The organism is Streptomyces sp. XM4193 (assembly GCF_023072595.1).
Taxonomy (GTDB): Bacteria; Actinomycetota; Actinomycetes; order Streptomycetales; family Streptomycetaceae; genus Streptomyces.
In genome coordinates this window covers 191860-218783 of record NZ_JALLGK010000008.1, presented here as the reverse complement: position 1 = coordinate 218783, position 26924 = coordinate 191860, and the positions used below count along the sequence as shown (strand labels likewise).

Annotated in this window: 22 protein-coding genes and 1 riboswitch; of the genes, 10 read left to right on the top strand and 12 right to left on the bottom strand. The window is 73.0% G+C overall.

The window, feature by feature from the left end; translation table 11 throughout:
• Positions 1 to 98: 98 nt before the first annotated feature.
• Positions 99 to 1070: an NAD(P)H-binding protein gene (locus tag MTQ01_RS20545; protein ID WP_247492183.1), complete on the bottom strand. Its 972-nt coding sequence runs from the start codon at positions 1068 to 1070 to the stop codon at positions 99 to 101.
• Between the two features lie 84 nt (positions 1071 to 1154).
• On the opposite strand from MTQ01_RS20545, the gene MTQ01_RS20540 reads away from it, so the two are divergent.
• Positions 1155 to 1769, top strand: a complete 615-nt coding sequence (locus MTQ01_RS20540) for a TetR/AcrR family transcriptional regulator (protein WP_247492182.1) — start codon at positions 1155 to 1157, stop codon at positions 1767 to 1769.
• Positions 1770 to 2512: 743 nt separating this feature from the next.
• Here MTQ01_RS20540 and alaS read toward each other — a convergent pair.
• The 4 genes from alaS to MTQ01_RS20520 form a co-directional block, all read right to left on the bottom strand.
• A complete protein-coding gene (alaS, locus tag MTQ01_RS20535; RefSeq protein ID WP_247492180.1) occupies positions 2513 to 5155 on the bottom strand; it encodes an alanine--tRNA ligase in 2643 nt (880 codons plus the stop codon).
• 54 nt (positions 5156 to 5209) lie between these two features.
• Positions 5210 to 6283, bottom strand: coding sequence for a tRNA (adenosine(37)-N6)-threonylcarbamoyltransferase complex transferase subunit TsaD (gene tsaD / locus MTQ01_RS20530; protein ID WP_247492178.1), 1074 nt, complete (start codon positions 6281 to 6283; stop codon positions 5210 to 5212).
• Positions 6284 to 6465: 182 nt separating this feature from the next.
• Positions 6466 to 6999 (bottom strand): tetratricopeptide repeat protein, encoded by a 534-nt coding sequence (locus MTQ01_RS20525; protein ID WP_247492176.1) that lies wholly within the window; start codon positions 6997 to 6999, stop codon positions 6466 to 6468.
• 111 nt (positions 7000 to 7110) lie between these two features.
• Positions 7111 to 7605 carry a MarR family winged helix-turn-helix transcriptional regulator gene (locus MTQ01_RS20520; RefSeq protein ID WP_247492175.1) on the bottom strand — a complete coding sequence of 165 codons (495 nt, stop codon included), beginning with the start codon at positions 7603 to 7605 and terminating at the stop codon, positions 7111 to 7113.
• A gap of 88 nt (positions 7606 to 7693) precedes the next feature.
• Between MTQ01_RS20520 and MTQ01_RS20515 the strand changes: the two genes are divergently transcribed.
• Complete coding sequence (locus MTQ01_RS20515; protein ID WP_247492174.1) at positions 7694 to 9979, top strand: MMPL family transporter; 2286 nt, start codon at positions 7694 to 7696, stop codon at positions 9977 to 9979.
• Between the two features lie 87 nt (positions 9980 to 10066).
• On the opposite strand, the gene MTQ01_RS20510 is transcribed toward MTQ01_RS20515, so the two are convergent.
• Positions 10067 to 11476 (bottom strand): short-chain fatty acyl-CoA regulator family protein, encoded by a 1410-nt coding sequence (locus MTQ01_RS20510; protein ID WP_247492173.1) that lies wholly within the window; start codon positions 11474 to 11476, stop codon positions 10067 to 10069.
• A gap of 452 nt (positions 11477 to 11928) precedes the next feature.
• Here MTQ01_RS20510 and aceA point away from each other — a divergent pair, with 452 nt between their 5' ends.
• Together aceA and aceB are read left to right on the top strand one after the other, a co-directional pair.
• Entirely contained in the window at positions 11929 to 13212 is a 1284-nt protein-coding gene (gene aceA, locus MTQ01_RS20505) for an isocitrate lyase (protein WP_247492172.1), read from the top strand.
• Between the two features lie 587 nt (positions 13213 to 13799).
• Positions 13800 to 15404 (top strand): malate synthase A, encoded by a 1605-nt coding sequence (gene aceB, locus MTQ01_RS20500; protein WP_247492171.1) that lies wholly within the window; start codon positions 13800 to 13802, stop codon positions 15402 to 15404.
• 301 nt (positions 15405 to 15705) lie between these two features.
• Here aceB and MTQ01_RS20495 read toward each other — a convergent pair whose 3' ends face one another.
• Together MTQ01_RS20495 and MTQ01_RS20490 are read right to left on the bottom strand one after the other, a co-directional pair.
• Positions 15706 to 16299 carry a hypothetical protein gene (locus MTQ01_RS20495; protein WP_247492170.1) on the bottom strand — a complete coding sequence of 198 codons (594 nt, stop codon included), beginning with the start codon at positions 16297 to 16299 and terminating at the stop codon, positions 15706 to 15708.
• 285 nt (positions 16300 to 16584) lie between these two features.
• Positions 16585 to 16875, bottom strand: coding sequence for a helix-turn-helix domain-containing protein (locus tag MTQ01_RS20490; RefSeq protein WP_247492169.1), 291 nt, complete (start codon positions 16873 to 16875; stop codon positions 16585 to 16587).
• Positions 16876 to 16936: 61 nt separating this feature from the next.
• Between MTQ01_RS20490 and map the strand changes: the two genes are divergently transcribed.
• From map to MTQ01_RS20465, 5 genes are all read left to right on the top strand, one after another.
• Entirely contained in the window at positions 16937 to 17704 is a 768-nt protein-coding gene (gene map, locus MTQ01_RS20485) for a type I methionyl aminopeptidase (protein WP_247492168.1), read from the top strand.
• Positions 17705 to 17810: 106 nt separating this feature from the next.
• A complete protein-coding gene (locus tag MTQ01_RS20480) occupies positions 17811 to 18215 on the top strand; it encodes a molybdopterin-binding protein (protein ID WP_247492167.1) in 405 nt (134 codons plus the stop codon).
• Between the two features lie 229 nt (positions 18216 to 18444).
• Entirely contained in the window at positions 18445 to 19248 is an 804-nt protein-coding gene (gene modA / locus MTQ01_RS20475; protein ID WP_247492165.1) for a molybdate ABC transporter substrate-binding protein, read from the top strand.
• 415 nt (positions 19249 to 19663) lie between these two features.
• Entirely contained in the window at positions 19664 to 21703 is a 2040-nt protein-coding gene (locus MTQ01_RS20470) for an ABC transporter permease (protein WP_247492284.1), read from the top strand.
• Between the two features lie 536 nt (positions 21704 to 22239).
• Positions 22240 to 22671: a PPOX class F420-dependent oxidoreductase gene (locus MTQ01_RS20465; protein WP_247492163.1), complete on the top strand. Its 432-nt coding sequence runs from the start codon at positions 22240 to 22242 to the stop codon at positions 22669 to 22671.
• 114 nt (positions 22672 to 22785) lie between these two features.
• Here the strand turns inward: MTQ01_RS20465 and MTQ01_RS20460 are convergent, their stop codons facing one another.
• The 4 genes from MTQ01_RS20460 to MTQ01_RS25005 all read right to left on the bottom strand — a co-directional run bounded on the left by MTQ01_RS20460 (position 22786) and on the right by MTQ01_RS25005 (position 25811).
• A complete protein-coding gene (locus MTQ01_RS20460; RefSeq protein WP_247492161.1) occupies positions 22786 to 23100 on the bottom strand; it encodes a multidrug efflux SMR transporter in 315 nt (104 codons plus the stop codon).
• Between the two features lie 10 nt (positions 23101 to 23110).
• Positions 23111 to 23178: riboswitch (guanidine-III (ykkC-III) riboswitch) on the bottom strand.
• 65 nt (positions 23179 to 23243) lie between these two features.
• A complete protein-coding gene (locus MTQ01_RS20455; protein ID WP_247492160.1) occupies positions 23244 to 23657 on the bottom strand; it encodes a hypothetical protein in 414 nt (137 codons plus the stop codon).
• Between the two features lie 248 nt (positions 23658 to 23905).
• The gene (locus MTQ01_RS20450) at positions 23906 to 24817 is read right to left on the bottom strand and encodes a hypothetical protein (RefSeq protein WP_247492159.1); all 912 of its coding nucleotides are present in this window, start codon (positions 24815 to 24817) and stop codon (positions 23906 to 23908) included.
• The gene (locus MTQ01_RS25005) at positions 24744 to 25811 is read right to left on the bottom strand and encodes a serine/threonine-protein kinase (RefSeq protein ID WP_282613921.1); all 1068 of its coding nucleotides are present in this window, start codon (positions 25809 to 25811) and stop codon (positions 24744 to 24746) included. Before MTQ01_RS25005 ends, MTQ01_RS20450 begins: the two co-directional genes overlap by 74 nt.
• 136 nt (positions 25812 to 25947) lie before the next feature.
• Here MTQ01_RS25005 and MTQ01_RS20440 point away from each other — a divergent pair, with 136 nt between their 5' ends.
• Positions 25948 to 26637, top strand: a complete 690-nt coding sequence (locus tag MTQ01_RS20440) for an SUMF1/EgtB/PvdO family nonheme iron enzyme (RefSeq protein ID WP_247492158.1) — start codon at positions 25948 to 25950, stop codon at positions 26635 to 26637.
• The last annotated feature ends 287 nt before the right edge of the window (positions 26638 to 26924 follow it).

Genomic DNA, 26924 nt, shown 5'->3' with positions numbered 1-26924 from the left:
TGCCGCGGTCCGGGGCGCGGAGCCGCCGGTTCGAGCGCCGGACGTGGAGCACCGAGGGTGCCGTGGCGGGCGTCAACTGCGGTGTGCGGGCGCCTCGTTCACCGGAGGTGCTGCGCCAGCAGTGAGCGGAAGCTGCGCGGCGGACGGCCGGTGAGCCGCTGGACGGTGTCGGTCACCCGGTCCTCGGCTCCCGCCGCGATGGCCTGATCCAGACGGGCGAGCACCTCGGCGTACTCCCTCGGCATCGTGGCCGCGAGCCGTTCGGCCAGCTGCGCCTCGGACAGTCTCCGGTGGGTCACCCGCGAGCCGGTCGACTCCGTGAACAGCGCCGCGAGATCGTCGTGGCTGAGCGCTTCGGGCCCGGTGATGACGAACTCGTCGGCCGGGCCGACCTCTGTGCACAGGGTGTGGACGGCGACCGCGGCGATGTCGTCCGCGTCGACGAACCCCACCCGGCCGTCGCCGGTCGCCGTGCGGATGACGCCCTCCTCGCGGATGCTCACCGCGTGCGGGTGCGGCGGGTGGAGGAAGTTCTGCATGAACCACGACGGCCGCAGCGCCGCCCACTCCTCGAAGAACTCCGGCAGGGCCAGGTGGATCCGGCCCAGCGCGGGGCCGCCCGAGGCGATCGCCGAGGAGCTGAGGAGCACCGCGCGACGTACCCCGCTCGCGCGCGCCCGGTGCAGGAACGGCCGGACGACGGCGGCCGGTTCGGGGTCGCCGGTGGGGGCGACGAGGTAGATCCGGTCGACGCCGTCGAGGGCGGCCGGGTGGGTGTCGGGGTCGTACCAGTCGAAGGCCGCGCTCTCGGCGCCCGCGACAGTCGTCCCCCGGCGGGTGGCGGCGCGCACCGGCGCTCCCGCCGCCACCAGCCCTGCGACCACGCGCGAACCGGTGGTGCCCGAGGCGCCGGTGACCAGCACGGTGCCGGTGCCGGACGGGTCGGCGGCGGTCGCGGACGGGCCGGTCGCGAACGGCTCGGTCGCGGACGGCTCGGTCGCGTACGGGCCGGTGGCGGACGGGTCGGCCCGGTGCGGTGCGGAGGGGTCGGGAGTGGACGGTGTGGGCATGTGCGGGCCCTTCTCGTAGAATCCGGACTGTAGGTCCGCTTTGAAGATACGGACCGATGGTCCGCTTTGCAAGAGGGGGAGCCCGTGCCCGAGCCCAGGTCCCGCAGGGACGCCGTGCGCAACCGGGAGGCCGTGTTCGCCGCCGCCGACGCCCTGTTCGCGGAGGGCGGCCGCCCCGAGGACGTCACCATGGCCGGTATCGCGGCGGCGGCGGGCGTCGGCAAGGGGACTCTCTTCCGCGCCTTCGGCGATCGGGCGGGACTGCTCAGGGCGCTCTACGGGGCGCGACTCGAGCCGCTCCGGGAGGCCGTCGAGGCCGGCCCGCCGCCGCTCGGCCCCGGAACGCCGCCCCGCGAGCGGGTTCGCGCCCTGCTGGACGCGGCGCTCTGCTTCAAGGTCGACAATCGCCATCTCGCCCTGGCGCTGGAGGAGTCCGGCGGGGTGAGCCCGTATGCGGCGGACCACTACCGGAGTTGGCACGGCCTGCTGAGGTCCGTGCTCGAACAGCTCCCGGGGTGGGCCGGGAGCGGCCACGCCTCGTTCACCGCGCACGCCCTGCTCGCCGCGGTCCGGGCCGACCTCGTCGAGTTCCTGGTCGGCGAGGACGGCGCAACGCGCGAGGAGCTCCGCGCCCAACTGGACGCCCACGTCTCCCGGTTGCTGGACGGAGCAGCGGACGCCGGGCCCGTGCGCGGTTGAACGACGCGTCGCCGTTCCGCCGTTCTTGCGGCGGCCGGCCCCGGCGGTCGCGACGGCGGACGCCGCGTCCGATCGGCTGTGCGTCACGGTCACCGGCCAACTCCCGGCCGTCCGCGTGGAGTTGGCGCGACAGTCGGACAAGGGGCCGCGGAGCCCGGCCGGTTGGGCGAACAGCGGCCGGATCGCACTCCCGCCCCGGGCTTGCTCTTCGGGTCAATCTAGAAAATACTTCTAGATCGGGGATGGGGAGGTGCTCGGTGCCGGCCTCGGCGTTGCGTGGGGGGCGTCGAGGCCGCAGGCGCACGTGACTCCGGCCGGGGAGACCGGAGCACGGCGAGGTCGAGGTGCGAGGCCCGGGGCGCGGGGGCGCCCGGGCGGGCGGTGGGGGCCGCCGAGCGCCGCGGACCTCGGGCCGGCCGAACACGCCGCCCCGGCCCGCGCCTCGGGGGGACAGGTGCGGGCCGGGGCGCAGCTTTGACGCCGTCCGTCATGGACACCATCCCGCCGGCCTCGGGCCGACCCGACGCTGCTGGAGCGACGCAACCCGCCCCGTCCCGACGCGCCTGCGCTGTCTGCCGAGGCTCCCGCACCGCCCGCGTCGCACAGGGCCAACGCCGACACACGCCCAACGCCCGCGCTCGACGCTGACACCCGGCCCGCACCCGCTCGGCGCCGACGTCCCCCACGACGCGTCGTGCGGCTGTCCACGGCCCGTTCGGGGGTGGACAGCCGCACGGCGTACGTCAGTTGGAGCGCAGGACGGTCGGCAGCCGGTCCAGTGCGGTGGGCAGCTCGGCGGCGGGCAGGCCGCCGCCCTGGGCGACCTCCGGGCTGCCGCCGCCGCGTCCGGAGAGCAGCGCCTTGACGAGGGTGGCGGCCGAGGTGCCGGCGTCCTTGGCGGCGCGGTTGACCGCGACGACGATGACGCCCTTGCCCTCCGCCTCCGCGCCGATCGCGGCGACCGCGGGGGTACGGGCGTCGAGCCGGTCGCGCACCGCGAGGGCGAGTTCGCGGGCGGTGCCGCCGTCGCCCTCCAGGGTACCGGTGACGACGAGGGTGCCGTCGATGTCCCTTGCCGCACCGGCCAGTTCGGCCGCCCGGCCGACGGCCTCCTTGCGGCGCAGCTCCGCCGACTGCCGGTCGGCGGCCTTCAGCCGGTCCAGCAGCGCGGCGACACGGTCGGGCAACTGGTCCTTGGGGGCCTGGAGCTGCTCGGCGATACGGGCGACCAGATCGCGTTCGCGGGCGAGGTAGCCGAAGCCCTCGACGCCGACCGCCGCCTCCACACGGCGCATTCCGGCGCCGACCGAGGATTCACCGGTGAGCGCGACGACGCCGACCTGGGAGGAGTGCTCGACGTGGGTGCCGCCGCACAGCTCGCGCGACCAGGGGCCGCCGATCTCCACGACACGCACCTTCTCGCCGTAGGTCTCGCCGAAGAGGGCGAGCGCGCCGATCTCCTTGGCCTCGGCCAGGGTCATCCAGCTCGCCGAGACCGGCAGGTCGTGGCGGAGCGCGCGGTTGGCGGCCTCCTCGACCTCGGAGCGCACCGTGGTGCCGAGCGCGCCGCGCCAGGGGAAGTCCAGCCGCAGATAGCCCGGCCGGTTGTAGGAGCCGGCCTGGAGGGCGGCCGGGCCGAGGATCTGCCGGAGCGCGGCGTGCAGCACATGGGTGCCGGAGTGCGCCTGCCGGGCGCCGAGCCGCCATTCGGCGTCGACGGCCGCCCGTACGGTGTCGCCGTTGGCCAGCTCGCCCGCGGTGACCCGGACCTGGTGCACCACCAGTCCGGGCAACGGCCGCTGCACGTCGAGGACTTCGGCCTCGGCGGAGCTGCCGGTCAGCCGTCCCGCGTCGCTCTCCTGGCCGCCGGACTCGGCGTAGAAGGGGGTGCGGTCCAGGACGACGGTGACGATGTCGCCGGTCGCCGCGACCGGCAGCGGGCCGGCCGGGCCCAGCAGGGCCAGGACCCGGGACTCGGTCTCCAGGGTCGTCCACGCCTGCCAGTCGGTGGGCCCGTTGGCGTCCAGCACCGAGCGCAGTTCGGTGGTGTCGGCGGAGCCGGTCTTGCGGGCGCGGGCGTCGGCGCGGGCGCGCTCGCGCTGCTCGTTCATCAGCGTGGTGAAGCCCTCGCGGTCGACGTCCACGCCCTGCTCGGCGGCCATCTCCAGGGTGAGGTCGATGGGGAAGCCGTAGGTGTCGTGCAGTTGGAAGACCTTGGCGCCGGGCAGGGTCCGCACGCCCTCGGCGCGGGCCTCGGCGACGGCGGTGTCCAGAACGACCGTGCCCTGCTTGAGGGTCGTGCGGAACGCGTCCTCCTCGCCGTACGCCTGCTGGGAGATCCGGTCGAAGTCGGCGACCAGCTCCGGGTAGCTGGGCGACATGCAGTCCCGGGCCACCGTCAGCAGCTCGGGCAGCGCCGGGTCCTGGTGGCCGAGCAGCCGCACGGCCCGCACCGCCCGGCGCAGGATGCGGCGCAGCACGTAGCCGCGGCCCTCGTTGCCGGGAGCGGTGCCGTCGGCCAGCAGCATCAGCGCGGTGCGGACGTGGTCGGCGACGACGCGCAGCCGTACGTCGTCCTCCTGGGCGGCGCCGTAGCGGGTGCCGGTGAGCTCGGCGGCGCGGTCCAGGATCGGGCGCGTCTCGTCGATCTCGTAGAGGTTGTCGACGCCCTGGAGGAGGGTGGCCATCCGCTCCAGGCCCATGCCGGTGTCGATGTTGCGGCGCGGCAGTTCGCCGAGGATCGGGTAGCCCGACTTGCCGGGGCCGTCGCCGCGCTCGTACTGCATGAAGACCAGGTTCCAGAACTCCATGTACCGGTCCTCGTCCACCTCCGGGCCGCCCGCGCGGCCGAGGGCGGGGCCCCGGTCGTAGTACAGCTCGGAGCAGGGGCCGCACGGTCCGGGCACGCCCATGGACCAGAAGTTGTCCTCGTCGCCGCGGGCCACGATGCGGTCGTTCGGCAGACCGGCCACGCGGCGCCAGATCTCGCGGCTCTCGTCGTCCGTGTGGTGGACGGTGACCCAGATGCGGTCCGGGTCGAGGCCGTAGCCGCTCTCGGCGGTGGACAGCTCCCAGGCGTAGGCGATCGCCTCTTCCTTGAAGTAGTCCCCGAAGGAGAAGTTGCCGTTCATCTGGAAGAAGGAGCCGTGCCGGGTGGTGACGCCGACCTCCTCGATGTCCAGCGTCCGCACGCACTTCTGCACGCTCGTCGCCCGGTTCCACGGCGCGACGTCCTCGCCGGTGAGGTACGGCTTGAACGGCACCATCCCCGCGTTGACGAAGAGCAGCGTCGGGTCGGGGGTCGGCAGCGGGGCGCTGGGCACGACGGTGTGCCCGCGCTCGGCGAAGTAGTCGAGGTAGCGGCTGCGGATGTCGGCGGTGCGCACGGAAGTCTCCGATGGATGCGGGGAGTTGGCGGGCGGTACGTCTGTGGTCGGCGGTCAGCCGGCGGCCGGGAGCGGCAGCGGGGTCAGGGCCGCGTACTCGAGGGGTGCGGACGGGTCGACCGCGAGGTCCAGCGGCGCGGGCTGCGCGCCGGAGCGCACCAGCAGATCGCCGACGGCGGCGATCATCGCGCCGTTGTCCGTGCAGAGCCCCAGCGGCGGGACGCGCAGCTCGATGCCGGCGCTCGCGCAGCGCGCCTGCGCCAGCGAACGCACCCGGGAGTTGGCCGCCACGCCGCCGACGACCACCAGGGTCCGTACGTCGTGCTCGCGGCAGGCGGCCACCGCCTTGCGGGTCAGCACATCGGCCACGGCCTCCTGGAGCGAGGCGGCGCCGTCGGCCACCGGGAGCTCCAGACCGGCGGCCCGGTGCTTCTCCGCCCAGCGGGCCGCGGCGGTCTTCAGCCCGGAGAAGGAGAACGCGAAACGGTTCTCCCGGTCGCGCGGCGCGGTCAGCGGGCGCGGGAACGCCACCGCCTTCGGGTCGCCCGACTGCGCGGCCCGGTCGATGGCCGGCCCGCCCGGGTAGGACAGCCCGAAGACGCGGGCCACCTTGTCGAAGCACTCACCCGCGGCGTCGTCCATGGTGTCCCCGAGGTGCAGGATCGGATCGCGCACCAGATCGCGCACCAGCAGCAGCGAGGTGTGGCCGCCGGAGACGATCAGCACCATGCACGGCTCGGGCAGCGGACCGTGCTCCAGGGTGTCGGCGGCGACGTGCCCGGCGAGGTGGTGCACGCCGTACAGCGGGACGTCGAGCGCGTAGGCGTAACCCTTCGCGGCGGCGACTCCCACCTGGAGCGCCCCGGCGAGACCGGGCCCGGAGGTGACGGCGACGGCGCCGATGTCGCCGAAGGACAGGCCCGCCTCGGCGAGCGCCTTGTCGACCACGGACTGCATGGAGTGCACATGCGCGCGGGCGGCGATCTCCGGTACGACGCCGCCGAACCGCGCGTGCTCGGCCATGCTGGACGCGACCGCGTGGCCCAGCAGCTTCCCGTCGCGCACGAGGCCGGCGCCGGTCTCGTCGCAGGACGACTCGATGCCGAGTACGACGGGTGAGCCGCGCATGGGGGCCTCCAGGTGTTGCGTCTGCTTGGGCTTCGAGTGTAGAGGCGTGCACGCACCCGCGGCGGGGCGTGCCTCCGAGGCGGCCCGCCCGGGGACCGGAGTGCGGGTGCGGGCGCGGGTGCGCGCGGGGCCGGGGCGTGGGCGTCGGTTCGGGCGCGGGCGCGGGGCGGACGGGCGCGGGGTCAGGGCGCCGCGGGGGCCGCGGCGTCGTGCCCGGTGTCCGTACGGCCGACCGCTGCCGCGTATCCGGCGACCGAGCGGCCGTACTCGGGCAGATGGTGGGCGAGCGCGCCGAGTGCGAGCGCGGCTGCCTCCCGTTCCCGGCCGAGGTCGATCAGGGTCAGGGCGAGGAAGGCGTCGAGGGCGTCGTCGAGCCGGTCGGGGTGCGAGCGCCGCTCCGCGGTGAGCAGGTCCAGAGCGGGCGCGGGGCGGCCGAGCGACCGCAGCGTGCTCGCGAGTTGGATCACCGCCTGACGGCGACGGTCCTCGGCCGGGCCGGCGGCGAGCGCGCGTTCGTAGAGCGCGACGGCGTCCTCGCCGCGGTCGGTCGCGTCCAGGGCGGAGGCGCGCTCGAAGAGGGCCACCGGGTGGCCGTCGGGCAGCTCGGCCGTCAACGCGTCGACCGCCGCGCGGAATTCGGCGGGGGAGTGGTCGTCGAAGCTCTCCCAGAGGGCGGCGCACCGGCGTTCCCACTCCGGTGTGGTGGCGGGGCTCATACCGGCAGTCTGGCGGGAGCCGACGCCGGTGCGCACCTGCTTTTCGGGCCCGCTGCGGGCGCCTGATCCGAGCGCTCGCCCCCGTCTGCCGTCTGCCGTCCGGTGCCGTCGTCAGCGGGACAGGGCGTCGAGTTCGTCGCCCATCAGGGCCAGGAAGCGAGCGACAGTGCGCAGTTCGTCGTCGCTGAGCCCGCGCATGGCGGCTTCGGTGCTGCGGGCGAGCGGGCGGAAGGAGGAGCGGGCGAGTTCGCGCCCCCGGCCCGCGTAGTGGATGTGGACGACCCGCCGGTCGCGGGCGTCGCGGACGCGCTGGATGTGGCCCGCCTTCTCCAGCCGGTCCAGGCAGGCGGTGACGGCGCCGGAGGTCAGTTGGAGACGTTCGCGCAGTCGACCGGGGGTCACGGCGGTGCCGGGGTCGGCGTCCAGGATCTCGATCAGCGCCTGCACATCGGTGAGATGGAGGCCGTGTTCGTGGGCGAAGTGCTGGGCGAGGCGGTTGAACTCGGCGTTCATCCGGCGCAGCAGGACGGCGTACGTCTGGAGGTCGGGGGCGGGGCCGCCGTCACCTTTCCAGGGGTCCGCGGGCTCTTCGTGTTGTTCCGGCACGGCCCCACGATATATAAACTCAATGATTGAGATGTTCAATTCTTGAGTGACTGGCTCGTACAGTGGCCGGCCGACGTCTGGGGAGCACATGCAGTCCCGCACCACCCGCCGCCTGAGGTGGCTTCTTCCCTGCGTCCTGCTGGTCGTCTGGCTCGCGGTGGGCGGCGGGCTCGGCCCGTTCGCCGGCAAGCTCGGCGAGGTCTCCACCAACGACCAGTCGAACTTCCTGCCGCAGAGCGCCGAGTCCACCAGGGTCCTCCAGGAACAGCGCGAACTGCGGCAACCGGGCAGCGACGACGCCACACCGGCGATCGTGGTCTGGGTCGCGGACGACGACGGCGAGATCACCGACGGCCAACGCGCCGCCGCCGCACGGGCGTTGAGCGGTCTCGGCGAGGCGCGGTGGAGCGCCGGGCCCGCCTCGCCGCCGATCGTCTCCGAGGACGGCTCCGCCCTCCAGGCCGTGGTGCAGGTGCGCGCCGACCTCCCGGAGAGCGAGGAGGAGACGCAGCCGGAACCGGTGGAACTGATCGAGCAGGCGGCGCAGAAGGTGCCGGGGACCGAGGTGTACGTGGCCGGCCCGGCCGCCACGGCCGCGGACCTCTCGGAGGCGTTCGCCGGGATCGACGGACTGCTGCTGTCGGTCGCGCTCGGTGTGGTGCTGCTGATCCTGCTGCTGGTCTACCGCAGCGTGCTGCTCCCGTTCGTGGTGATCATGGGATCGGTCTTCGCGCTGGCGCTGGCCTGTGCGGTGGTCTACCTGCTGGCCGACCGGGACGTGCTGCGGGTCGACGGACAGGTGCAGGGCATCCTGTTCATCCTGGTCATCGGAGCGGCGACGGACTACGCGCTGCTGCTGACCGCCCGTTTCCGGGAGGAGCTGGCGGCGCCGGACACGGACCGGTTCGGCGCGATGCGCGCGGCGCTGCGGCGCTCGGCCGGCGCGATCACCGCCTCGGCCGCGACCGTCGCGCTCGGCCTGCTGGCGCTGCTGCTCAGCGACCTCACCAACAACCGCGCGCTCGGACCGGTCGGTGCCATCGGCATCGTCTGCTCGGTGCTGAGCGTGCTGACCTTCCTGCCCGCCGCGCTCGTACTGCTCGGCCGGGCCGCCTACTGGCCCGCCCGCCCCCGCCCCGCCGGGGAGCCGTACGCCGCCTCCGCTCCTGCCGCGGGCACGGGCGAGGGTGCTGGTGCGGGCGCCGAAGCAGGTACGGGCGAGGGTGCTGGTGCTGAAGCAGGTGCGGGCGCCGGCGCTGAAGCGGGTGCGGCGAGCGGTGGTGCGCATGTGGCGCGCGACCGCAGCGGACGACTGTGGGGACGGGTGGCGGCGCTGGTCGACCGCTCGCCGCGCAGGGTGTGGGTGCTCTCGCTCGCCGGTCTGCTGGCCGCCGCCGCGTTCTCGCCCATGCTCAACTCCCAGGGCGTACCGCTGAAGGAGCTCTTCGTCGGAGAGGCGAAGTCGGTCACGGCGCAGGAGCGGCTGAGCGAGCACTTCCCCGGCGGCGCCGGGAACCCGGCGGTGATCATCGCCGACGCCGAACACGCGCAGAACGCGGTACGGGCCGCCGACGGCGTCGAGGGCGTCGCCTCCGTGCGCCCGGCGGGCGACCGCGGGCCGCAGGGCGCGGACCGCGTGCGGATCGACGCCACCCTCGCGGACGCCGCCGACAGCGACGCCGCCCGCGAGACCGTGCAGCGGCTCCGCGACACCTTCGACGAACAGGCCCCCGAGGCGAACGCGCTGGTCGGCGGATACACCGCGCAGCAGTACGACACCCAGCAGACCGCCGCCGCCGACCGCGCGCTGATCGCCCCGGTGGTGCTGCTGATCATCCTGGTCATCCTGATCGGGCTGCTCCGCTCGCTGCTGATGCCGCTGCTGCTGGTCGCCACGGTGGCGCTGAACTTCCTCGCCACCATCGGTGTCGCCGCGCTGGTCTTCGACAACCTGCTCGGCTTCTCCGGAACCGACGCCTCGGTGCCGCTCTACGGGTTCGTCTTCCTGGTCGCGCTCGGCGTGGACTACAACATCTTCCTGATGACCCGCGTCCGGGAGGAGACGCTGCGGCACGGCACCCGCCTCGGCGTACTGCGCGGGCTGACCGCCACCGGCGGTGTGATCACCTCCGCGGGCGTGGTGCTGGCGGCGACGTTCGCGGCGCTCGGGGTGATCCCGCTGGCGTTCCTGGTGCAGATCGCGTTCATCGTCGCCTTCGGTGTGCTGCTGGACACCCTGGTCGTACGGTCGCTGCTGGTGCCCGCGCTGGTACGGGAGTTGGGCCCGCGCGCCTGGTGGCCCGGCCGCCCGGACCCGGCCGCCCCGGCAGCCGACGCGCCCGGCGCGCGGGACGGTGCACGCCCCGGCGCGTGAGGCCGGCGGGGGCGGCGGCATCATGCCGGGCGCCGCCCCCGGCAGGCGTACGCACCCGAGGTCGGGAGGCCCGCCCCGCCGCCGGTTTCAGCGTGCCACCGGGTACGGGATGAAGGTGGTGCGGTGTTCGTCGATCTCCAGGCGGCGGCCGAGCGGTGGGACGGCTCGCTGGGGGCAGCCGAGGCGTTCGCAGACGGTGCAGCCCATGCCGATCGGCATGGCCGCGTCCCGGTCCTCGAGGTCCAGGCCCTTGCTGTAGATCAGTCGATGGGCGTGGCGCAGTTCGCAGCCGAGGCCGATGGCGAAGGTCTTGCCCGGTTCGCCCCAGCCGCCGCGGTACCGGGTGACGGTGCGCGCGGTCCACAAGTAGCGCTGTCCGTCGGGCATTTCGGCCACCTGGACGTTGACCCGGTCGGGGGCGGCGAACGCCTCGTAGACGTTCCACAGCGGGCAGGTGCCGCCGGTGCGCGAGAAGTGGAAGCCGGTGGCGCTCTGCCGTTTGGACATGTTGCCGGCCCGGTCGACGCGGATGAAGGAGAACGGGACGCCACGGGCGCGCGGGCGCTGGAGGGTGCTGAGCCGGTGGCAGACCGTCTCGTAGCCGATGGCGAAGTAGTCGCTCAACTGCTCGATGTCGTACCGCATTTCCTCCGCCGCCCGGTGGAACGCGCCGTAGGGCAGCACCACCGCCGCCGCGAAGTAGTTGGCGACTCCGATGCGGATGAGGGACCACCCCGGGCTGCCCTCCTCGGCGTCCTCGGAGGCGTGGCGGCTGAACTCCTCGCCGAACTCCAGGAGTCCGAGCTGGGTGGCCATCCGGAACTTCTGCTGGCCGGGCTTGAGCCGCGGCGAGAGGTGGAGCACGCGGGCCTCGGCGTCGTAGCGGTGCAGCTGCTCGTTCTCGTCGTGCAGCACGCGTACGCCGTGCCGGTCGGCGAGGTGGGTGGAGAGCGCGTTGCGCACATCGCGGCGCCGCACGCCGACGCGGGTGGCCAACTCCTCGGCGGCGACGTCGAGTTCGTGCAGGTAGTTCTGCCGGCGGTAGAAGAACTCGCGGACCTCCTCGTGCGGGGTGCGGGCCGCGTCGACACCGGCGAGGGTGCCGTCGCGGTCGTCGCCGGCGAGCCTGCCGACCTGCTCGGTCAGGGCCTGGTTGCGGCGGGTGAGGTCGAGCAGCACCTCGGCGGCGGCGGGCAGCCGGGAGGCGAGGTCGGCGAGGTCGGCGGGGGAGACCCTGCCGCCGGTGACCTCGTCGGCGAGTGACTCGCGAAGGTCGGCGACCAGTCGCGTGGTGTCCCGTTCGGAGAAGAATCCGGGGTCGACACCGAATGCCTCTGTGAGCCTCATCAGCACCGGAACGGTCAGTGGTCTGGTGTCGTGTTCCATCTGGTTCAGGTAGCTGGGGGAGATACCCAGCGTCCTCGCCAGAGCGGCCTGGTTGAGTTTGCGCTCTTCGCGGAGTCGTCGCAGTCGAGCGCCCGCCCAGGTCTTCGCCATCGGTCTCCCACCTCCCCTTCGTGGAGCTGCGCCGCAGCTCAGAGACTTGCTTTGATCGATCATCGGGTATCTGCAAGGAGGGTTCGAAACCCTCTCGATGCTGTGGCCAGCTTGTTTGCTCAATCTTCGCAGAGTTGGCAAACGGCTCTGGATACTTCACAGAAATTTACCCCCTGGAAACCCTCGACAGGGGCTGGCACTCAGTGCCACATTCGTACTTGCGGCCGACCGGAGCACACGCACCGGCCCGGCATTAGCGGGGACCGACCCCGCCCTGACGTCGGCAATCCCGGACCTCAGGGTCGGTGCTACTGCACCGGTTGATCGTGTACCGGAAGTACGGCTTCCGGTCGGCCGCGAAGCAGCACGAGCACCAGGAAGTACCAGCAGCACAGCAGGACGCTGGGGCCGCCCCGCGCAGGGGCGGTTGCCGAACAATCATGGGAGCGGGCATGACTGCAGGACAGAGCGAAGCGGCCAAGGCGCTGGCAGAGCGCTGGGCGACCGAGGAGCGTTGGAACGGCATCGAGCGCAGCTACAGCGCCGAAGAGGTCGTTCGGCTCTCCGGCAGCGTCCGCGAGGAGCACACCCTGGCCCGCCGCGGTGCCGAGCGTCTGTGGCGTCAGCTGCACGAGCGCGACTACGTCCACGCCCTGGGCGCCCTGACCGGCGGCCAGGCCGTGCAGCAGGTGCGGGCCGGCCTCCAGGCCATCTACCTCTCCGGCTGGCAGGTCGCCGCCGACGCCAACCAGGCCGGCGCCACCTACCCCGACCAGAGCCTCTACCCGGTGAACTCCGTTCCCCAGGTGGTCCGTCGGATCAACAACGCGCTGCTGCGCGCCGACCAGATCGCGGTCGCCGAGGGCGGCACGGACACCACCGACTGGCTCGCCCCGATCGTCGCCGACGCCGAGGCCGGCTTCGGTGGCCCGCTGAACGCCTTCGAGCTCACCAAGGCCATGATCGCCTCCGGTGCGGCCGGCATCCACTACGAGGACCAGCTCGCCTCGGAGAAGAAGTGCGGCCACCTCGGTGGCAAGGTGCTCGTCCCGACCGGTCAGCACATCCGCACCCTGAACGCGGCCCGTCTGGCCGCCGACATCGCGGACGTCCCGACCCTGGTCATCGCCCGTACCGACGCCCTGGCCGCGAACCTGCTGACCAGCGACGTGGACGAGCGCGACCAGGAGTTCGTGACCGGCGAGCGCACCGCCGAGGGCTTCTACCGCGTCCGGCCCGGCATGGGCCCGGTCATCGCCCGCGGTCTGGCCTACGCCCCGTACTCCGACCTCATCTGGGTCGAGACCGGTACGCCGGACCTGGAGCAGGCCCGTGAGTTCGCCGAGGCGATCCACGCCCAGTACCCGGGCAAGATGCTCGCGTACAACTGCTCGCCCTCCTTCAACTGGAAGGCGTCGCTGGACGACGACCAGATCGCCAAGTTCCAGCGCGAGCTGGGCGCGATGGGCTACCGCTTCCAGTTCATCACGCTGGCCGGTTTCCACTCGCTGAACTACGGCATGTTCGACCTGGCCCGCGGCTACGCCGACGAGGGCATGACCGCCTACGTCGACCTCCAGGAGCGCGAGTTCGCCGCGCAGAAGGACGGCTTCACCGCCGTCAAGCACCAGCGCGAGGTCGGCACCGGCTACTTCGACGGGATCAGCACCGCGCTGAACCCGCAGGGCGAGACCCTGGCCCTCAAGGGCTCCACCGAGGAAGAGCAGTTCCACTAAGCCTCATCGGCTGCTGCTCCGCCTCACCGAAGGCGGCGGGGTGGGCCCGGCGGCGCGCGCTGTGTGGTGTGGCGCGCGCTCGGGGCCCCCTCGCGCTCCTCGGCCGGCCCCCGGTTCCGTCCTTCCTCCGGGGGCCGGCCGACAACCCGGACAGGTGCCGCCGCGCCTTTCGCAATTCGCGCGCGTCCGCCGCGGCGGCACCGAAGTCGCCGGCGGGCCGCGGGAGTCGGCGCTCCCCGCGAGCGTCCACCCCGCGGCCCGCCACGACACCGGACAGCACCACCGCACGACCTGTACCACCGCGCCACCGCACCATCTGCGACACCGCACCATCTGCGACACCGCACCACCCCGCTCCCGATACCCCGGGAGAAACGGAACCCGCCGACTCAGGGCGAGTACCGACCCGTTCGGGCGGGTCTCCACCGTCACGGAGACCCACCGAAGGCAGTCCCTCCCCGCAACCCCCGGAGGACTGGAAAGCCGCCAACGAAGAGGGCGAGCCACACGTTCCAGCCAGACCGGCGATCGCGGACCCACCACCCGTCGAGGGGGTGGTCCACGAGCAACCAAAGGAGTGACCACCCATGGCCAGTACCGCACTGATGGACCGGACCCGAGAGATCTCCGTGGTCGGTGAGCCGGGCGACCGGTTCGACGAAATCCTCACCCCGGGCGCTCTGGACTTCATCTTCCGCCTGGACGCCGCCTTCGCGCAGCGCCGCGTCGAGCTGCTGGCCGAACGCCGCCGCCGCGCCGAGGAGTTGACCGGCGGCGCTGCCCTCGGCTTCCGTCCGGAGACTGCCGAGATCCGTGAGGCCCCGGACTGGCGGGTCGCTCCGATCGCGCCGGGTCTGGAGGACCGCCGGGTGGAGATCACCGGGCCGCCGACCCGCCGTATGGCGGTCAACGCGCTCAACTCCGGGGCCCGCGTCTGGCTCGCGGACTTCGAGGACGCCACCTCGCCGACCTGGCAGAACGTCATCGACGGTCAGCTCAACCTGCTGGACGCCATCGAGCGGCGCATCGACTTCACCGCCGACAACGGCAAGCGGTACGAGCTGTCGCGGAACCCGGCGACCATCGTCGTCCGCCCGCGCGGCTGGCACCTGAGCGAGAAGCACCTCACCATCGACGGCCGTCCGGTCTCCGCCTCGCTGGTCGACTTCGGGCTGTACTTCTACCACTGCGCCCAGCGCCAGATCGACCGCGGCAGCGGCCCGTACTTCTACCTGCCGAAGCTGGAGAACCACCTCGAAGCCCGCCTGTGGAACGACGTGTTCATCGTCGCCCAGGACCTGCTCGGCATCCCGCGGGGCACGGTCCGCGCCACCGTGCTGATCGAGACGATCACCGCCGCCTTCGAGATGGAGGAGATCCTCTACGAGCTGCGCGAGCACGCCGCCGGTCTGAACGCCGGTCGCTGGGACTACCTCTTCAGCCTCATCAAGAACTTCGCCCACCGCCCGGCGTACGTGCTGCCCGACCGCGCCAAGGTCACCATGACCTCGCCGATGATGCGCGCCTACACCGAACTGTTGGTGCGCACCTGCCACAAGCGCGGAGCGCACGCCATCGGCGGGATGGCCGCGCAGGTGCCCAGCCACGACCCGGACGCCAACGAGGCCGCGTTCGCCAAGGTCAGGCTGGACAAGGAGCGCGAGGCCGAGGACGGCTTCGACGGTTCCTGGGTCGCCCACCCCGGTCTGGTCCCGGTCTGCCGCAAGGTCTTCGACGAGGTCCTCGGCAACCGTCCCAACCAGCTGGACCGGATGCGCTCGGACGTGCACGTCTCCGCCGAGGAACTGGTCGCCGTCCACCGCAACGCCGGCCCGCCCAGCGAGGAGGGCGTGCGCACCAACATCGCCGTCGCGCTGCGGTACTTCGACGCCTGGCTGCGCGGCAGCGGCGCCGTCGCGCTGTACGGGCTGATGGAGGACGCGGCGACCGCCGAGATCGCGCGCTGCCAGATCTGGCAGTGGCTGCGGCACGGACTGGTCGGCGAGGAGATCGTGCGCAAGCACCTGCACGAGGAGGTGCTCGCCCTCGGCAAGGAGGACCCGCGTTCGCTCGGTGCGGAGGCGGCGGCGATCTTCGAGCGCACCGCCCTCGGTGAGCAGCTGCCGGCGTTCTTCACCACCGACGCCTACGCCCGCCACCTGGTGCGCAGGTCGAACCTGGTGACCGTCTGAGCGACAGATGTCCGCCGCCCCCTGCGCACACCGCGTGTGCGGCGCGGGAGCGCAGTGGGGCGGCGGGACCACGAGAACCGCGGCCGGTGGCCCGCCCACCGGCCCGGCCCGGGCTGAGGGGCCTGGAGGAGAAGGCGCGGTGTGCGACGAACAGCGGTCGCGCACCGCGCCTTCTGTGTGTCGTGTGTCGTGTGTCGCCCCGCGGGACCGCCGCGAACGGAGCGCGGCGAACGGCCCGCCGCGACACGGGAGTTGGTCGGCCCGGGCGGAAGGAACCCGTCGGGCCGACCGGTCTGCCCGGTCAGTCGCTGAGGTTCACCGGACGGTAGGGCTTGTACTCGCTGCCCGCGTCGAGTCCGTACTTCAGCGTGCGGTGGTCGGTGCCGTGGCCGCCGCGCTGCTCGAAGGCGGTGTACGCGCTCTTGGAGCCGTCCGTCCACCCCTCGAAGATCACGACGTGCCGGGTGGTGTTGGAGCCGTCGGCGTCGATCAGCAGATCGCCGGGCTTGAGGTTGGCGAGCTTGATCGGGGTGGTGAGATCGCGGTTGCCCGCCAGCTCCACCGTGTTCGGGCCCGACTTCCACAGGCCGAGCGTCATCGAGACGTAGCCGGAGCAGTCCTGGCGGTACCCGTCCTTCCAGACGGACGTCTGGCTGTAGGGCACCTGGGCCCCGTTGTTGGCCGTGAGCCAGACCTTCGCGCGGCGCAGCATCTCGGCCCGGGTGACCGGCGCGGCCTGCGTCGAGACCTCGTCCGCGCTCTGGGTGACGGCCGGTGGGGCGGTCGTCGAGGCGAAGGACGGAGCGACCGTGAGACCGGTCAGGGCCACACCACCGGCGACGGCGGCGACCAGGGAGATGCGGGCCTTGCGATTCATTCGGGAGAGCAGCGACATGGCGCCTCCAAGAAGTGGGGGGGACGAGTGCCTGTCCGACGGGGGCGGCCGTTCGCACCGGCGGCGCGGTGCCGACTCCCGTACTCCCGCTCATGGTTGCCCAGGCTCCGATGGCTGGCCGATGCCTCGAACCGAACCTTCACCGGGCCGACATCTCGCGTCCCCACCTCCCTCGGACGCTCTCATTCCGCGCACGGGGCGGGCGCATGCGGGCCGCCCCGCGGCGTCCGCCCGTCAATCCGCCCGTCAATCCGCCCGCACCGCAGGGGTGTCGGGGCGGCGGGATCAGGCGGCGGACGCCTTCGCCGGCGCCGACTCGCCCTCCTCGTCGAGCCCTTCGGCGCTCGCCGTCGCCAACTCGTCCAGTGAGAGGCCGAGCACCTGCACGACGGCGGCGATGGTGAAGAACGCCGGGGTGGGGGCGCGTCCGGTCTCGATCTTCCGCAGCGTCTCGGCGGAGACGCCGGCCGCGGCGGCGACCTCCACCATGCTGCGCTCGCCGCGCGCCTCGCGGAGCAGCGCGCCGAACTGCTCGCCGCGTGCGCGCTCCCAGGGGGTCAAGGGGGTTCGTACCATGCACGTGATACTAATACCGGTATAAGTATTGGTTCAAGGTGGGCGACAGGAGATGTGCGCGATGGTCGAGTTGAAGAACGCCGAAGCTCTGGAAGCGATGCGTGAGGCGGGTCGGGTGGTGGCCCACGCGCTCGACGCGGCCCGGGAGGCGGCGGCGGTCGGGGTCGCGCTGCGCGAGCTGGACGAGGTCGCCCGCGCGGTGATCGACGCGGCCGGCGCCACCTCGCCCTTCCTGGGGTACCGGCCCTCCTTCGCGGCCACGCCCTTCCCCGCGGTGCTCTGCGCCTCGGTCAACGACGCGGTGGTGCACGGCATCCCCGGCGACTACCGGCTGCGCGACGGCGATCTGCTGAGCCTGGACTGCGGGGCCACCCTGGACGGTTGGACCGGCGACGCGGCGATCAGCTGCATCGTCGGCACTCCGCGGCCCGGTGACCGGGAGCTCATCGACACCGCGCAGCGGGCCCTGGACGCGGCCATCGCCGCCGCCGTCCCCGGCAATCGCATCGGGGACATCTCGCACGCCATCGACACCGTCGCCAGGGAGGCCCGCTGCGGCATGCCGGCCGACTTCGGCGGCCACGGCATCGGGCGGCAGATGCACGAGGACCCGCCCGTGCCCGGTCGCGGACGCCCCGGACGCGGCTACCCGCTGCGGCCCGGACTCACGATCGCCATCGAGCCGATGATGATGGCCGGCGGTCGCGACTCCTACTACGAGGACACCGACGGCTGGACGCTGCGCACCACCGACGGCAGCCGCGCCGCGCACATCGAGCACACCGTGGCGGTCACCGAGGACGGACCGCGCATTCTCACCCTGCCCTGAGGTCGGCCGGCGCCTCTGGTGCGTTCGCACCAGCGGGTCGCAGATGCCATGTGGGTAGCCCCAAAAGCATTGTGGATGCGTTGATAATCGCTCTATCGTGCGGCGTATGCAGACCTACACCATCGGCCAGGCGGCGCGGTTGCTCGGCGTCAGCCCGGACACCGCTCGACGCTGGGCGGACGCGGAGCGGGTGCGCACCCACCGCGACGAGTCCGGGCGACGGCTGATCGACGGACGGGACCTGGCGGCGTTCTCCGTGGAGCTGGCCCAGCAGCTCCCCGGACAGGCCGAGGAGGGCGAGGAGCCGCACACCTCCGTGCGGAACTCCTTCTCCGGCATCGTCACCGCCGTCAAACTCGGCGACATCGCCGCCCAGGTGGAGATCCAGGCGGGCCCGCACCGCCTGGTCTCGCTCCTCACCCGCGAAGCCGTGGAGGAGCTCGGTCTGGAGGTCGGCATGCGGGCCACCGCCCGGGTGAAGTCCACCAGCGTGCACGTCGACCGCACCTGAGCACCCGCCGTTCCCGCGCGTGCCGTTCCGGGCCGTCAGCCGCGCGCACCGCCGACGGCCCGTCGGCTCCGGGCCGTCGGGTCGGGCTCGTCTGCTCAGGGCCCGTCGGTCGAAGTGCCGTACGTCGTCCGGCAGTCGGGCCGCGGCCGTGCCCGCGCGCACCCCGAGTCACCAGTTCCGCAGCAGCGTCGCCGTCCCGGCGCGGCCCCTACGCCGAGGAGACCTCGACATGATCCGTACCGTTGCATCCCTCCGACGCACCGGCGTCGCCGCACTGCTGGCCGCCGCGCTGATCGTCCCGCTCGCCGCCTGCGGCGGTGACGGCGGTGACGGCACCGACCGGGGCGACGGCGGTGACGGCGGGAAGGACGTCGAGCTGACCGTGCTCGCCGCCGCCTCGCTCCAGGACGTCTTCCGGACCGCGGGCAAGCGCTACGAGAAGGAGAATCCCGGCACCCGTCTGAAGTTCTCCTTCGCCGGCTCGCAGGAGCTGGCCGCGCAGGTCAACCAGGGCGCCCCGGCCGACGTACTGGTCACCGCCGACACCAAGACCATGGACGATCTGGACGGCGAGACCGGCAAGCCCACCGTCATCGCCGCGAACCGGCTGGTCATCGCCGTCGGCAAGGGCAACCCGGAGAAGGTCGGCGGGCTGTCGGACCTGGACGACAGCGAACTGAAGGTCGTGCTCGCCGCCCCCGAGGTGCCCGTCGGCCGCTACTCCCGCGAGGTGCTGAAGCGGCAGGGCGTCGAGGTGCGTCCGGTCTCGCAGGAGGCGAACGTGCGCGCGGTGCTCAGCAAGGTCGCGCTCGGCGAGGCCGACGCCGGCATCGTCTACGCCACCGACGCCGCGACCGCCACCGACCGCACCGAGGCCGTCGAGATCCCGGACCGCCAGAACGCCGTTGCCTCCTACCCCGCCGCCACGCTGAACGGCACCCGCGACAAGGACGCATCCGACGCGTTCGTGAAATGGCTCGTTTCGCCCGACGCACGGAAGATCCTGACCGATGCGGGCTTCCAGAAGCCGTGACGACCGAGCGCTGACGCCCGGCGGAGGGCGCCGCCCGGGTGGTTCGTCGGCAGCGACCTCCGGACGCTGACCGCCGGACGGTGACCTCCGGACGGTGGCTGCCGTGACGGCCGAGCGGTGGGGGAGGTGCTCTCACCGCGCCGCCACCGTGCCACCGCACCGCGCCGCCGCTCCGGGCGGGCCGCTCCGCGGGAGCCGGCCGTCGGTTGGCGGCGCAACGCACCAGCAGCGAGGGCAGACGATGAGCAGCAGACCCGCGGGCACCCGTACGACAGGCCGACGCCTCGCCGACTCCCTTGCGGCGACGGCCCGTTGGCGCCCGCGCCGCACCCGCCCGGACCGTACGGGAGGCGGGGCGCCCGCGGGTCGTACGCCTGCGGGTCGTACGGGAGGCGGGGCGCCGCCGGTGGCCCTGATGGTGCCGGCGCTGCTGGCGGTCGGCTTTCTGCTGCTGCCGCTCGTCGGGATTCTGGCGCGCACCTCCTGGCGGGAACTCCCGGGTCACCTCACCTCGCCGGCGGCGACCGAGGCGCTCCGGCTCTCGCTCGTGGTCTCGCTCTGGTCGCTGGCCCTCGCACTGGTGCTGGGCACACCGCTGGCCTGGCTGCTGGCCCGGGTGCCTTTCCCCGGCAAGGCGGTGGTGCGTTCGCTGGTGCTGCTGCCCATGGTGCTGCCGCCGACGGTCGGGGGCGTGGCGCTGCTGCTCGCCTTCGGGCGGCGAGGGCTGCTGGGTCCGTGGCTGGAGGACACGTTCGGGGTGACTCTCCCCTTCCACACGGCGGGGGCGGTGCTGGCGGCGACCTTCGTGGCGATGCCGTTCCTGGTGATCAGCCTGGAGGGCACCCTCGCCGGCCTCCGCCCCAGTTACGAGGAGACCGCCGCCTCGCTCGGCGCCTCGCCCCTGCGGGTCTTCTGCACGGTGACGCTGCCGATGGTCGCACCCGGACTGGCCGCCGGGGCGGCGCTGACCTGGGCGCGGGCGCTCGGCGAGTTCGGCGCGACGATCACCTTCGCGGGCAATCTGCCGGGCGAGACGCAGACCCTTCCGCTCCAGGTCTATCTGCTGCTCCAGGACTCGCCGGAAGCGGCGACGAGCGTCTCCCTGCTGCTGCTCGCGATCGCGATGGCCACCCTGGTCGCCCTGCGCGGGCGCTGGACGGGCGGCGCGGCGAGCGGCCCGGGGCACGGTGCGCGGGACGGTACGGCGGGGGGTACGACCGGCGGTTCGGCGGAGGACGAGCCGCGCGGCACGGCGGAGGACGGGCCCGACGGCGGGGCGCGTCCGTCCGCGGCGCAGCCCGCCGCGCCGATGCCCGTTGCGCCGACTCCCGCCGCGCAGTTGCGTCAACTCTCGAACCTGAGCGCGGAGTTGACCGGATACACCCGCTTCGTGCTGACCGCGGAACCCGGTACCACCCTGGCCGTCGTCGGCCCCAACGGCGCGGGGAAGACGACCCTGCTGCGCGCCCTGCTCGGTCTCACCCCGCGTGCCCACGCCGTCCTCAGGCTCGGCGACCGGGACGTCACCGACCTGCCGCCGCACCGGCGCGACGTCGCGTGGGTGCCGCAGGACGGCGCGCTCTTCCCGCATCTGAGCGCTCTGGCCAACACCGCGTACGGGCTGCGCGCGCACGGCCACTCCCGGTCCGCCGCCCGCGCGGAGGCGCAGAGCTGGCTCGACCGGCTCGGCGTCGGCCACCTCGCACACCGCAGACCGGCCGGGCTCTCCGGCGGCCAGGCCGGACGGGTCGCGCTGGCGCGGGCGCTGGCGTCCAGGCCGCGGCTGCTGCTGCTCGACGAACCTCTCGCCGCGCTCGACCAGACCACCCGTGCCCATGTGCGGAACACCCTGCGCTCCCATCTCGCCGACTTCGGCGGTGTGTGCCTGATCGTCACCCACGATCCGGTGGAAGCGGTGACGCTGGCCGGACGCGTGCTCGTGCTGGAGGACGGACGGGCGGTGCAGGACGCCCCGCCGTCGGAGGTGACCCGCCACCCGCGTTCGCCGTGGGTGGCGCGGATGCTCGGGCGCAACGCCTGGCCGGGCACCGCCACCCGCGACGGGCTCCAACTGCCCGCAGCGTCTGGCGGGTTCACGATCGTCGCGGCGGAGCCGCTGCCCCGACCGGGTGTCGACGCGCTCGCCGTGGTGGCCCCGGAGGCGGTGGCACTGCACCGCGACCGCCCGGACGGCAGTCCGCGCAACGTCTGGCGCGGCCGGGTCCGCGAACTCACCGGTGTGGGCAGCCGGTTGAGGGTTCTCCTCGTGCTGGAGCCGACACACGGCCCGGAGTGGGACGCCGCCGAGGACGCCGGGAACGTCGGTGCGGGTACGGGCGCGGTCGAGTTGGTCGCCGAGGTCACTCCGGCCGCTGCCGCGGACCTCGGGCTGGCCGACGGCGTGCTGGTCTGGGCCTCGGTGAAGGCGACCGAGGTGACCCTCGTGAGGCTCTGACGGACTGCTGAACGGTCCCTGCACAGACGGGAGTTCATGCAGTCGGCACCCGAACGGGGCGTACGTAGCGCTGACTTGGTACCTCCGGCTCACGAACTGCGGTCCGCGGCAGCGGAGTCGGGACCATTCGCACGGGGCACGGGCCCTCGTCGCGCCCGGCCGGCGGGCCGAGCGCGCGTCCGGCCGGCGGGACGAAGGCGGTGGGAGCCTCGGTGCCGGCCGCCCGGGCACGAAGGTGGAAGTCGGCCCGGTCGGTGCCCCGGGACAGTTGGATTCCCGCGTCATGCGGGCGGCGTCGTCGGCGTCGGCGGCGGCGTCGGCGCGGGTGTCGAAGACGGTCGATCGTCGGTGGGCGGGGGACGAACAGGTACAACGGGAGGGCGCCGGACTCCGCACCCGAAGTGCAGCCCCGTCCCCGAACCCGTGCAACGCCACCACCAACCCGGCGGCACCGTCCCGGCGTCACGAACCCGGCAGTGCCGCCCTCCAGCGCCGTCAACTCAGCAGCACCGCCCCCGAGATGAAGGAGACGACCCGTGGGAAGTCCCGCGTTCGACCCCCGCACACTGCTCGCCGAAAGCCGCCTCGGCGTTCTGGCCACCATCAAGGCGGACGGCCGTCCGCAGTTGTCGCCCGTGATGCCGTACTACGACCCCGCCGCGAACACGCTGTACGTCTCCCTGACCGACGGGCGGGCGAAGACGGCGAACCTGCGCCGCGACCCCCGTGTGACCCTGGAGGTCACGGCCCCGGACGGCCGGTCGTGGGCGACCGCCGAGGGCGTCGCCACGCTCACCGGCCCGGGCGAGGCCCCGGACGGCCCGGAGGTCGAGGCGCTCGTCGAGTACTACCGGCGTGCCTCCGGCGAGCATCCGGACTGGGCGGAGTACCGGGCGGCGATGGTCGCCGAGCGCCGCGTACTGATGTCGGCGACCGTCGACCACGTATACGGCCGGCGCATCAACTGACTTACGAGACCGGGCTGTTGACGGCCCGCGGCGGGGTTGCGAACGCCCCGCCGCGGACCGTCCGCGACCGTCCGCGTATCGACCGACCAACGGGTCGGCGGCCCAAGGGACGGATCAGTGGACGGCCTTGAGTCCGACCACACCGCCGATGATCAGCGTGAGGAAGAGCACCTTCGCCGCGGAGATCGACTCCTGCCCGGTCGCCATCGCGTAGACGACCGTCAGCACCGCGCCGATGCCCACCCACACCGCGTACGAGGTGCCCACCGGCAGATCGCGCATCGCGTACGCGAGTCCGCCCATGCTCGCGGTCAGCGCGGTGAAGAAGAGGACCGAGGGGCCGAGCCTGCTCAGCCCCTCCGACCTGCCGAGGGCGGTCGCCCACACGGCTTCCAGAACGCCCGAGACAACCAGAACGAGCCACGACATCACAGCCTCCAACGGGCCGTCTTGTCGCACACCGGGTACGGCGCCCCTCGTCCGGAAGCCACCGTCGCGGGGCTCCCCACCACGCTCTCACACACCCGTCGGGCACGGACACGTACCCGACGGGTGGTGCGTGCGCGGCGGGATCAGGCGGCGTACTTGCCGGTGGAACGGGCCGTCGACCGGAAGCTGAAGTGGTACTGGGTGCCGGTCGCGACGTTGGAGGCCAGCACGGTCCACTCGCCGGCCTTGGCGAGCTTGCGGCCGCGGCAGCCGCCCTTGTAGAGGCAGACGGCGACGTAGCGGTTGGTGTTGGGCTTGATCTGGATGTCGTTGCAGGCGCTGGTGGTCTTGTACCAGCCACTCATCGGGTGGAAGGGGCTGTTGTTGGCGTCCTTGAAGTACCCCTTCGCGTTCCCGAGGCAGCTCGCCGCGCTCACCCCGTCCGCCTTCGGCGCGGACGTCTGCGCCGCACCGGCTCCCGGCGCGAGCGCCAGCCCGCCCCCCAGTACGGCCAGTGCGGCGACGACCGCGAACTGCCTGCGCATGCTCATGCTCATGAGATCCCCTTCGGGTGAACCCGTGGGACGGCCACTCCCCGGGCCGTCCGTCTGCCGACCATCCTGCGGTGGACGGCCGCGATCCCGCGCACTTCCCGCCGAATCTGGGACGGATCGGGACCGCGGCCCTTCCGACCTGCGGAGACGCGTACGGCAGGGGTGCGCTTCTGGGACGGCGGCGGACGTCGCGCCGACAGCGGACCGGCGTGTTCGGGCGGGGGGTGGCCACCAGCGTGACGGGGCGACCGTCAGCCGCGGTTGTAGACCTGCCCGTCGGGGAAGCCGGTCCAGCGGTTGAGGTCGCTGCCGTTGTGCACATAGGACTCGCTTGCCCTGTCCGTGCAGTTGGTGGCCGCCTGGTCGCCCTTCTCGATCACCTTGAGCGGTCCGACGACCAGCCGTTTGCCGCCTTCGCTCATCTGCGTGAGGTTTCCGGCGCGCACGCATCGGCGGTCGCCGGTGTTGTCGGTCGTGATCACGGCGCGCTGGCCCTTGGACGCGGGCAGGATCTCGATGATGTGGGGATACGGACCGAAGTGCGTGAACCGTGTCCAGGTGCCGACGAAGCTCGCCGGTACGCCACCGCCGGGATTCGACGGCTTGTCCGCCCCTCCGCCCGCACCGCCACCGTTGCCCGAGCCCGCCGAGCCACCGGATCCACCGCCTCCGCCGGCGGCCGAACTCCCGTCGCCCGTACCGCCGTTGCCGGCGTCGGGGCTGTCGCCGTCCCTGCCGTCGGATCCGTCCTTGCCGTCCTTCGCGTCCTTGTCCTTCGCGTCGTCCTTGTCGTCGTCCTTGTCCTTGTCGCCCTTGTCCTTGTCCTTGTCGTCCTCGGATTCCTCGGCGCCGCCGTTCTTCCCGGAGTCGGAGGGGTCCGAGGGGTCGGAGGGGGCGGCGGCCCGGCCGTCCCGTCCGGTGTCGCCGTCCCGGAAGTGACCGAAGTACGCGGCGGTGCCTCCGACGGCGAGAACGAGGGCGACAGCGGTGGCGATCAGCGCCCCGCGTCGTCGTGAGGAGCCTCGGGGCTCGTCCGGCCCGTCCGTCGCCCCGGCTCCCGCGCCGCCACCGCCACTGCTTCCGTCGCCCTCACCGCCGCTTCCGACGGGTCTGCCTCCGGCTTTCACCCCATCGGGCTGCCCGTCCTCGTCCTCGGTGTTCACGCTTCCGCTGCCGGGGCTGGTCCGGGGCGGTGCCGACTCTCTCCTCCCGGGCGCGGATGGGTGCGTCGATCGCCAGCAACTCCGTGGCGCGCCGCGCGAGTTGGCCGACCAGTTCGGGCGGCAGCCACAACTGGCCGTCCTCGCCCCACTCCTGTTCCGCGCACTGGGCCAACAGGGCGGCGACCGTGGGACGTTGGTCGGGGTCCTTGGCGGTGCAACGGGTGATCAGGTCGCGCAACGCCTCGTCGTCGACGCCGTCCAGATCCGGCGGTTGCTCGACGATGCGGTACATGACGGCGTGCTGGTTGGTGGCGCCCCTGCCGAAGGGCAGTGTGGCGGTACCGGCGTACGCGAGGACGCAGCCGAGGACGAAGACGTCGGCGGGCGGCCCGACGGATTCGCCCAGGACCTGCTCGGGGGCCATGAAGCCCGGTGAACCGATGACCATGCCGGTGCTGGTGAGCATGGATTCCGCCGAGGGCTGGACGGCGCGGGCGATGCCGAAGTCGATGACGCGGGGGCCCTCGACGGTCAGCATCACGTTGGACGGCTTGAGGTCGCGGTGGACGATCCCGGCGTCGTGGATGCCGCGAAGCGCCTTGAGGAGTCCTTCGGCGAGCGCGTGGACGGATTCGGTGGGTAGGGCGCCGTGTTCGCGGATCACCGTTTCGAGCGAGGGCCCCGGAACGTAGGTGGTGGCGATCCAGGGCAGGTCGGCGTCGGCGTCGGAACCGAGCACGGCGGCGGTGTGTTCGCCGCCGACCCGCTGCGCCGCGCGGATCTCGCGGCGGAAGCGGTCGCGGAACTCCCCGACGGCCGTGTGCTCCTCGTGCACGACCTTGACCGCCGCCAACCGCCCGTCGTCGGAACGGGCCAGGTAGACGCGTCCCATGCCGCCGGCGCCGATGCGTCCGAGCAGGGTGTACGGGCCGACGGTGTTCGGATCGTGTGCCGCCAGCGCCTGCACACCCCGGTTCGCACGAGCCATCGACATACCGCTGATCCCCTGTTTCCTCGTCGTGCGCCCGGTCACGGCGCCGGTCGTGAGGTGCCTCAGAATAGGTGTGGCGGCCGACGGTCCCGTAGATGTCCTGTACGGGGCCTGCAACAGTTCGACAGATGGAACTCCCTTGCGACAGACACGAGTTGACTCCGACGGACGGCCGAATCTGATCGCCGTACCGCCCGGCCGGGTCTCGCTCGCCGACCGGCGGACGCAGCGCACCTGGAGCGTGGACCTGGCCCCGTACGCGCTCGCGGTCCACCCCCTCACCCAGGACGACTACGCACGGCTCACCGGCGAACGTCCGAGCGCCTCGACCGGCGACCGGCTGCCGGTCGAGAGTGTCTCCTGGTGGGACGCGGTGCGCTGCTGCAACGCCCTGTCGGAGGAGCAACGGCTCACCCCCGCCTACCGGTTGGACCCGGAGGCCGAGCACGCCGACTGGGACGCGGACGCCGACGGATACCGGCTGCCCACCGAAGCCGAGTGGGAGCACGCCTGCCGTGCCGGCACGGACGCCGCCCGCTACGGCGAACTGGACGAGATCGCCTGGTACCGCGGCAACTCCGACGAACGCCCGCACGAAGTCGGCGGTCGGCGGCCCAACGCCTTCGGTCTCCACGACATGCTCGGCAACGTCTGGGAGTGGTGCTGGGACCTCTACGACCCGGAGGTCTACGGCACCTACCGCGTGCTGCGCGGCGGCGGCTGGTTCGACGAGCACTGGAGCTGCCGCGCCTCGGTGCGCCGACGCAGCCACCCGACGCTCCGGCTGGAGGACGTCGGCTTCCGCCCGGCCCGCAACCTGCCCGTCTGACCCGCCCCGCCCGCGCGTACGCCCGCCCCGCACCGCGGGCCCCACCCCGCCCGCACGCGTACGCCTGCCCACCCCCGGCACCGCCCGCCGCCCGGTGCGCGTGCCCGGGTGGTTCCGTCGCCGCGCGGGTCGTCCGCGGCGTGGTTACCGTGGACGAGCGCCCGCCGGGCGGCCGGGTGGACGGCGGAAGCCCGGTCCGCGGGCGGCACACGGGCGTCCGCGGCAGGCAGACGCTGTACAGGCGTACGGCGGCGGTGTGTCGCGAAACCGACGTTTCGCCGACAGAG

Excerpts from the sequence above, each read along its gene's own strand:
- MTQ01_RS25005 (WP_282613921.1), bottom strand. The coding sequence starts at position 25,811 with ATGTCGATGGCTCGTGCGAACCGGGGTGTGCAGGCGCTGGCGGCACAC.
- map (WP_247492168.1), top strand. The coding sequence starts at position 16,937 with ATGGTCGAGTTGAAGAACGCCGAAGCTCTGGAAGCGATGCGTGAGGCG.
- tsaD (WP_247492178.1), bottom strand. The coding sequence starts at position 6,283 with ATGCGCGGCTCACCCGTCGTACTCGGCATCGAGTCGTCCTGCGACGAG.
- aceB (WP_247492171.1), top strand. The coding sequence starts at position 13,800 with ATGGCCAGTACCGCACTGATGGACCGGACCCGAGAGATCTCCGTGGTC.
- MTQ01_RS20455 (WP_247492160.1), bottom strand. The coding sequence starts at position 23,657 with ATGAGCATGAGCATGCGCAGGCAGTTCGCGGTCGTCGCCGCACTGGCC.
- MTQ01_RS20470 (WP_247492284.1), top strand. The coding sequence starts at position 19,664 with ATGGTGCCGGCGCTGCTGGCGGTCGGCTTTCTGCTGCTGCCGCTCGTC.
- MTQ01_RS20490 (WP_247492169.1), bottom strand. The coding sequence starts at position 16,875 with ATGGTACGAACCCCCTTGACCCCCTGGGAGCGCGCACGCGGCGAGCAG.
- MTQ01_RS20510 (WP_247492173.1), bottom strand. The coding sequence starts at position 11,476 with ATGGCGAAGACCTGGGCGGGCGCTCGACTGCGACGACTCCGCGAAGAG.
- MTQ01_RS20495 (WP_247492170.1), bottom strand. The coding sequence starts at position 16,299 with ATGTCGCTGCTCTCCCGAATGAATCGCAAGGCCCGCATCTCCCTGGTC.
- MTQ01_RS20480 (WP_247492167.1), top strand. The coding sequence starts at position 17,811 with ATGCAGACCTACACCATCGGCCAGGCGGCGCGGTTGCTCGGCGTCAGC.
- MTQ01_RS20515 (WP_247492174.1), top strand. The coding sequence starts at position 7,694 with ATGCAGTCCCGCACCACCCGCCGCCTGAGGTGGCTTCTTCCCTGCGTC.
- aceA (WP_247492172.1), top strand. The coding sequence starts at position 11,929 with ATGACTGCAGGACAGAGCGAAGCGGCCAAGGCGCTGGCAGAGCGCTGG.
- MTQ01_RS20460 (WP_247492161.1), bottom strand. The coding sequence starts at position 23,100 with ATGTCGTGGCTCGTTCTGGTTGTCTCGGGCGTTCTGGAAGCCGTGTGG.
- MTQ01_RS20525 (WP_247492176.1), bottom strand. The coding sequence starts at position 6,999 with ATGAGCCCCGCCACCACACCGGAGTGGGAACGCCGGTGCGCCGCCCTC.
- MTQ01_RS20545 (WP_247492183.1), bottom strand. The coding sequence starts at position 1,070 with ATGCCCACACCGTCCACTCCCGACCCCTCCGCACCGCACCGGGCCGAC.
- modA (WP_247492165.1), top strand. The coding sequence starts at position 18,445 with ATGATCCGTACCGTTGCATCCCTCCGACGCACCGGCGTCGCCGCACTG.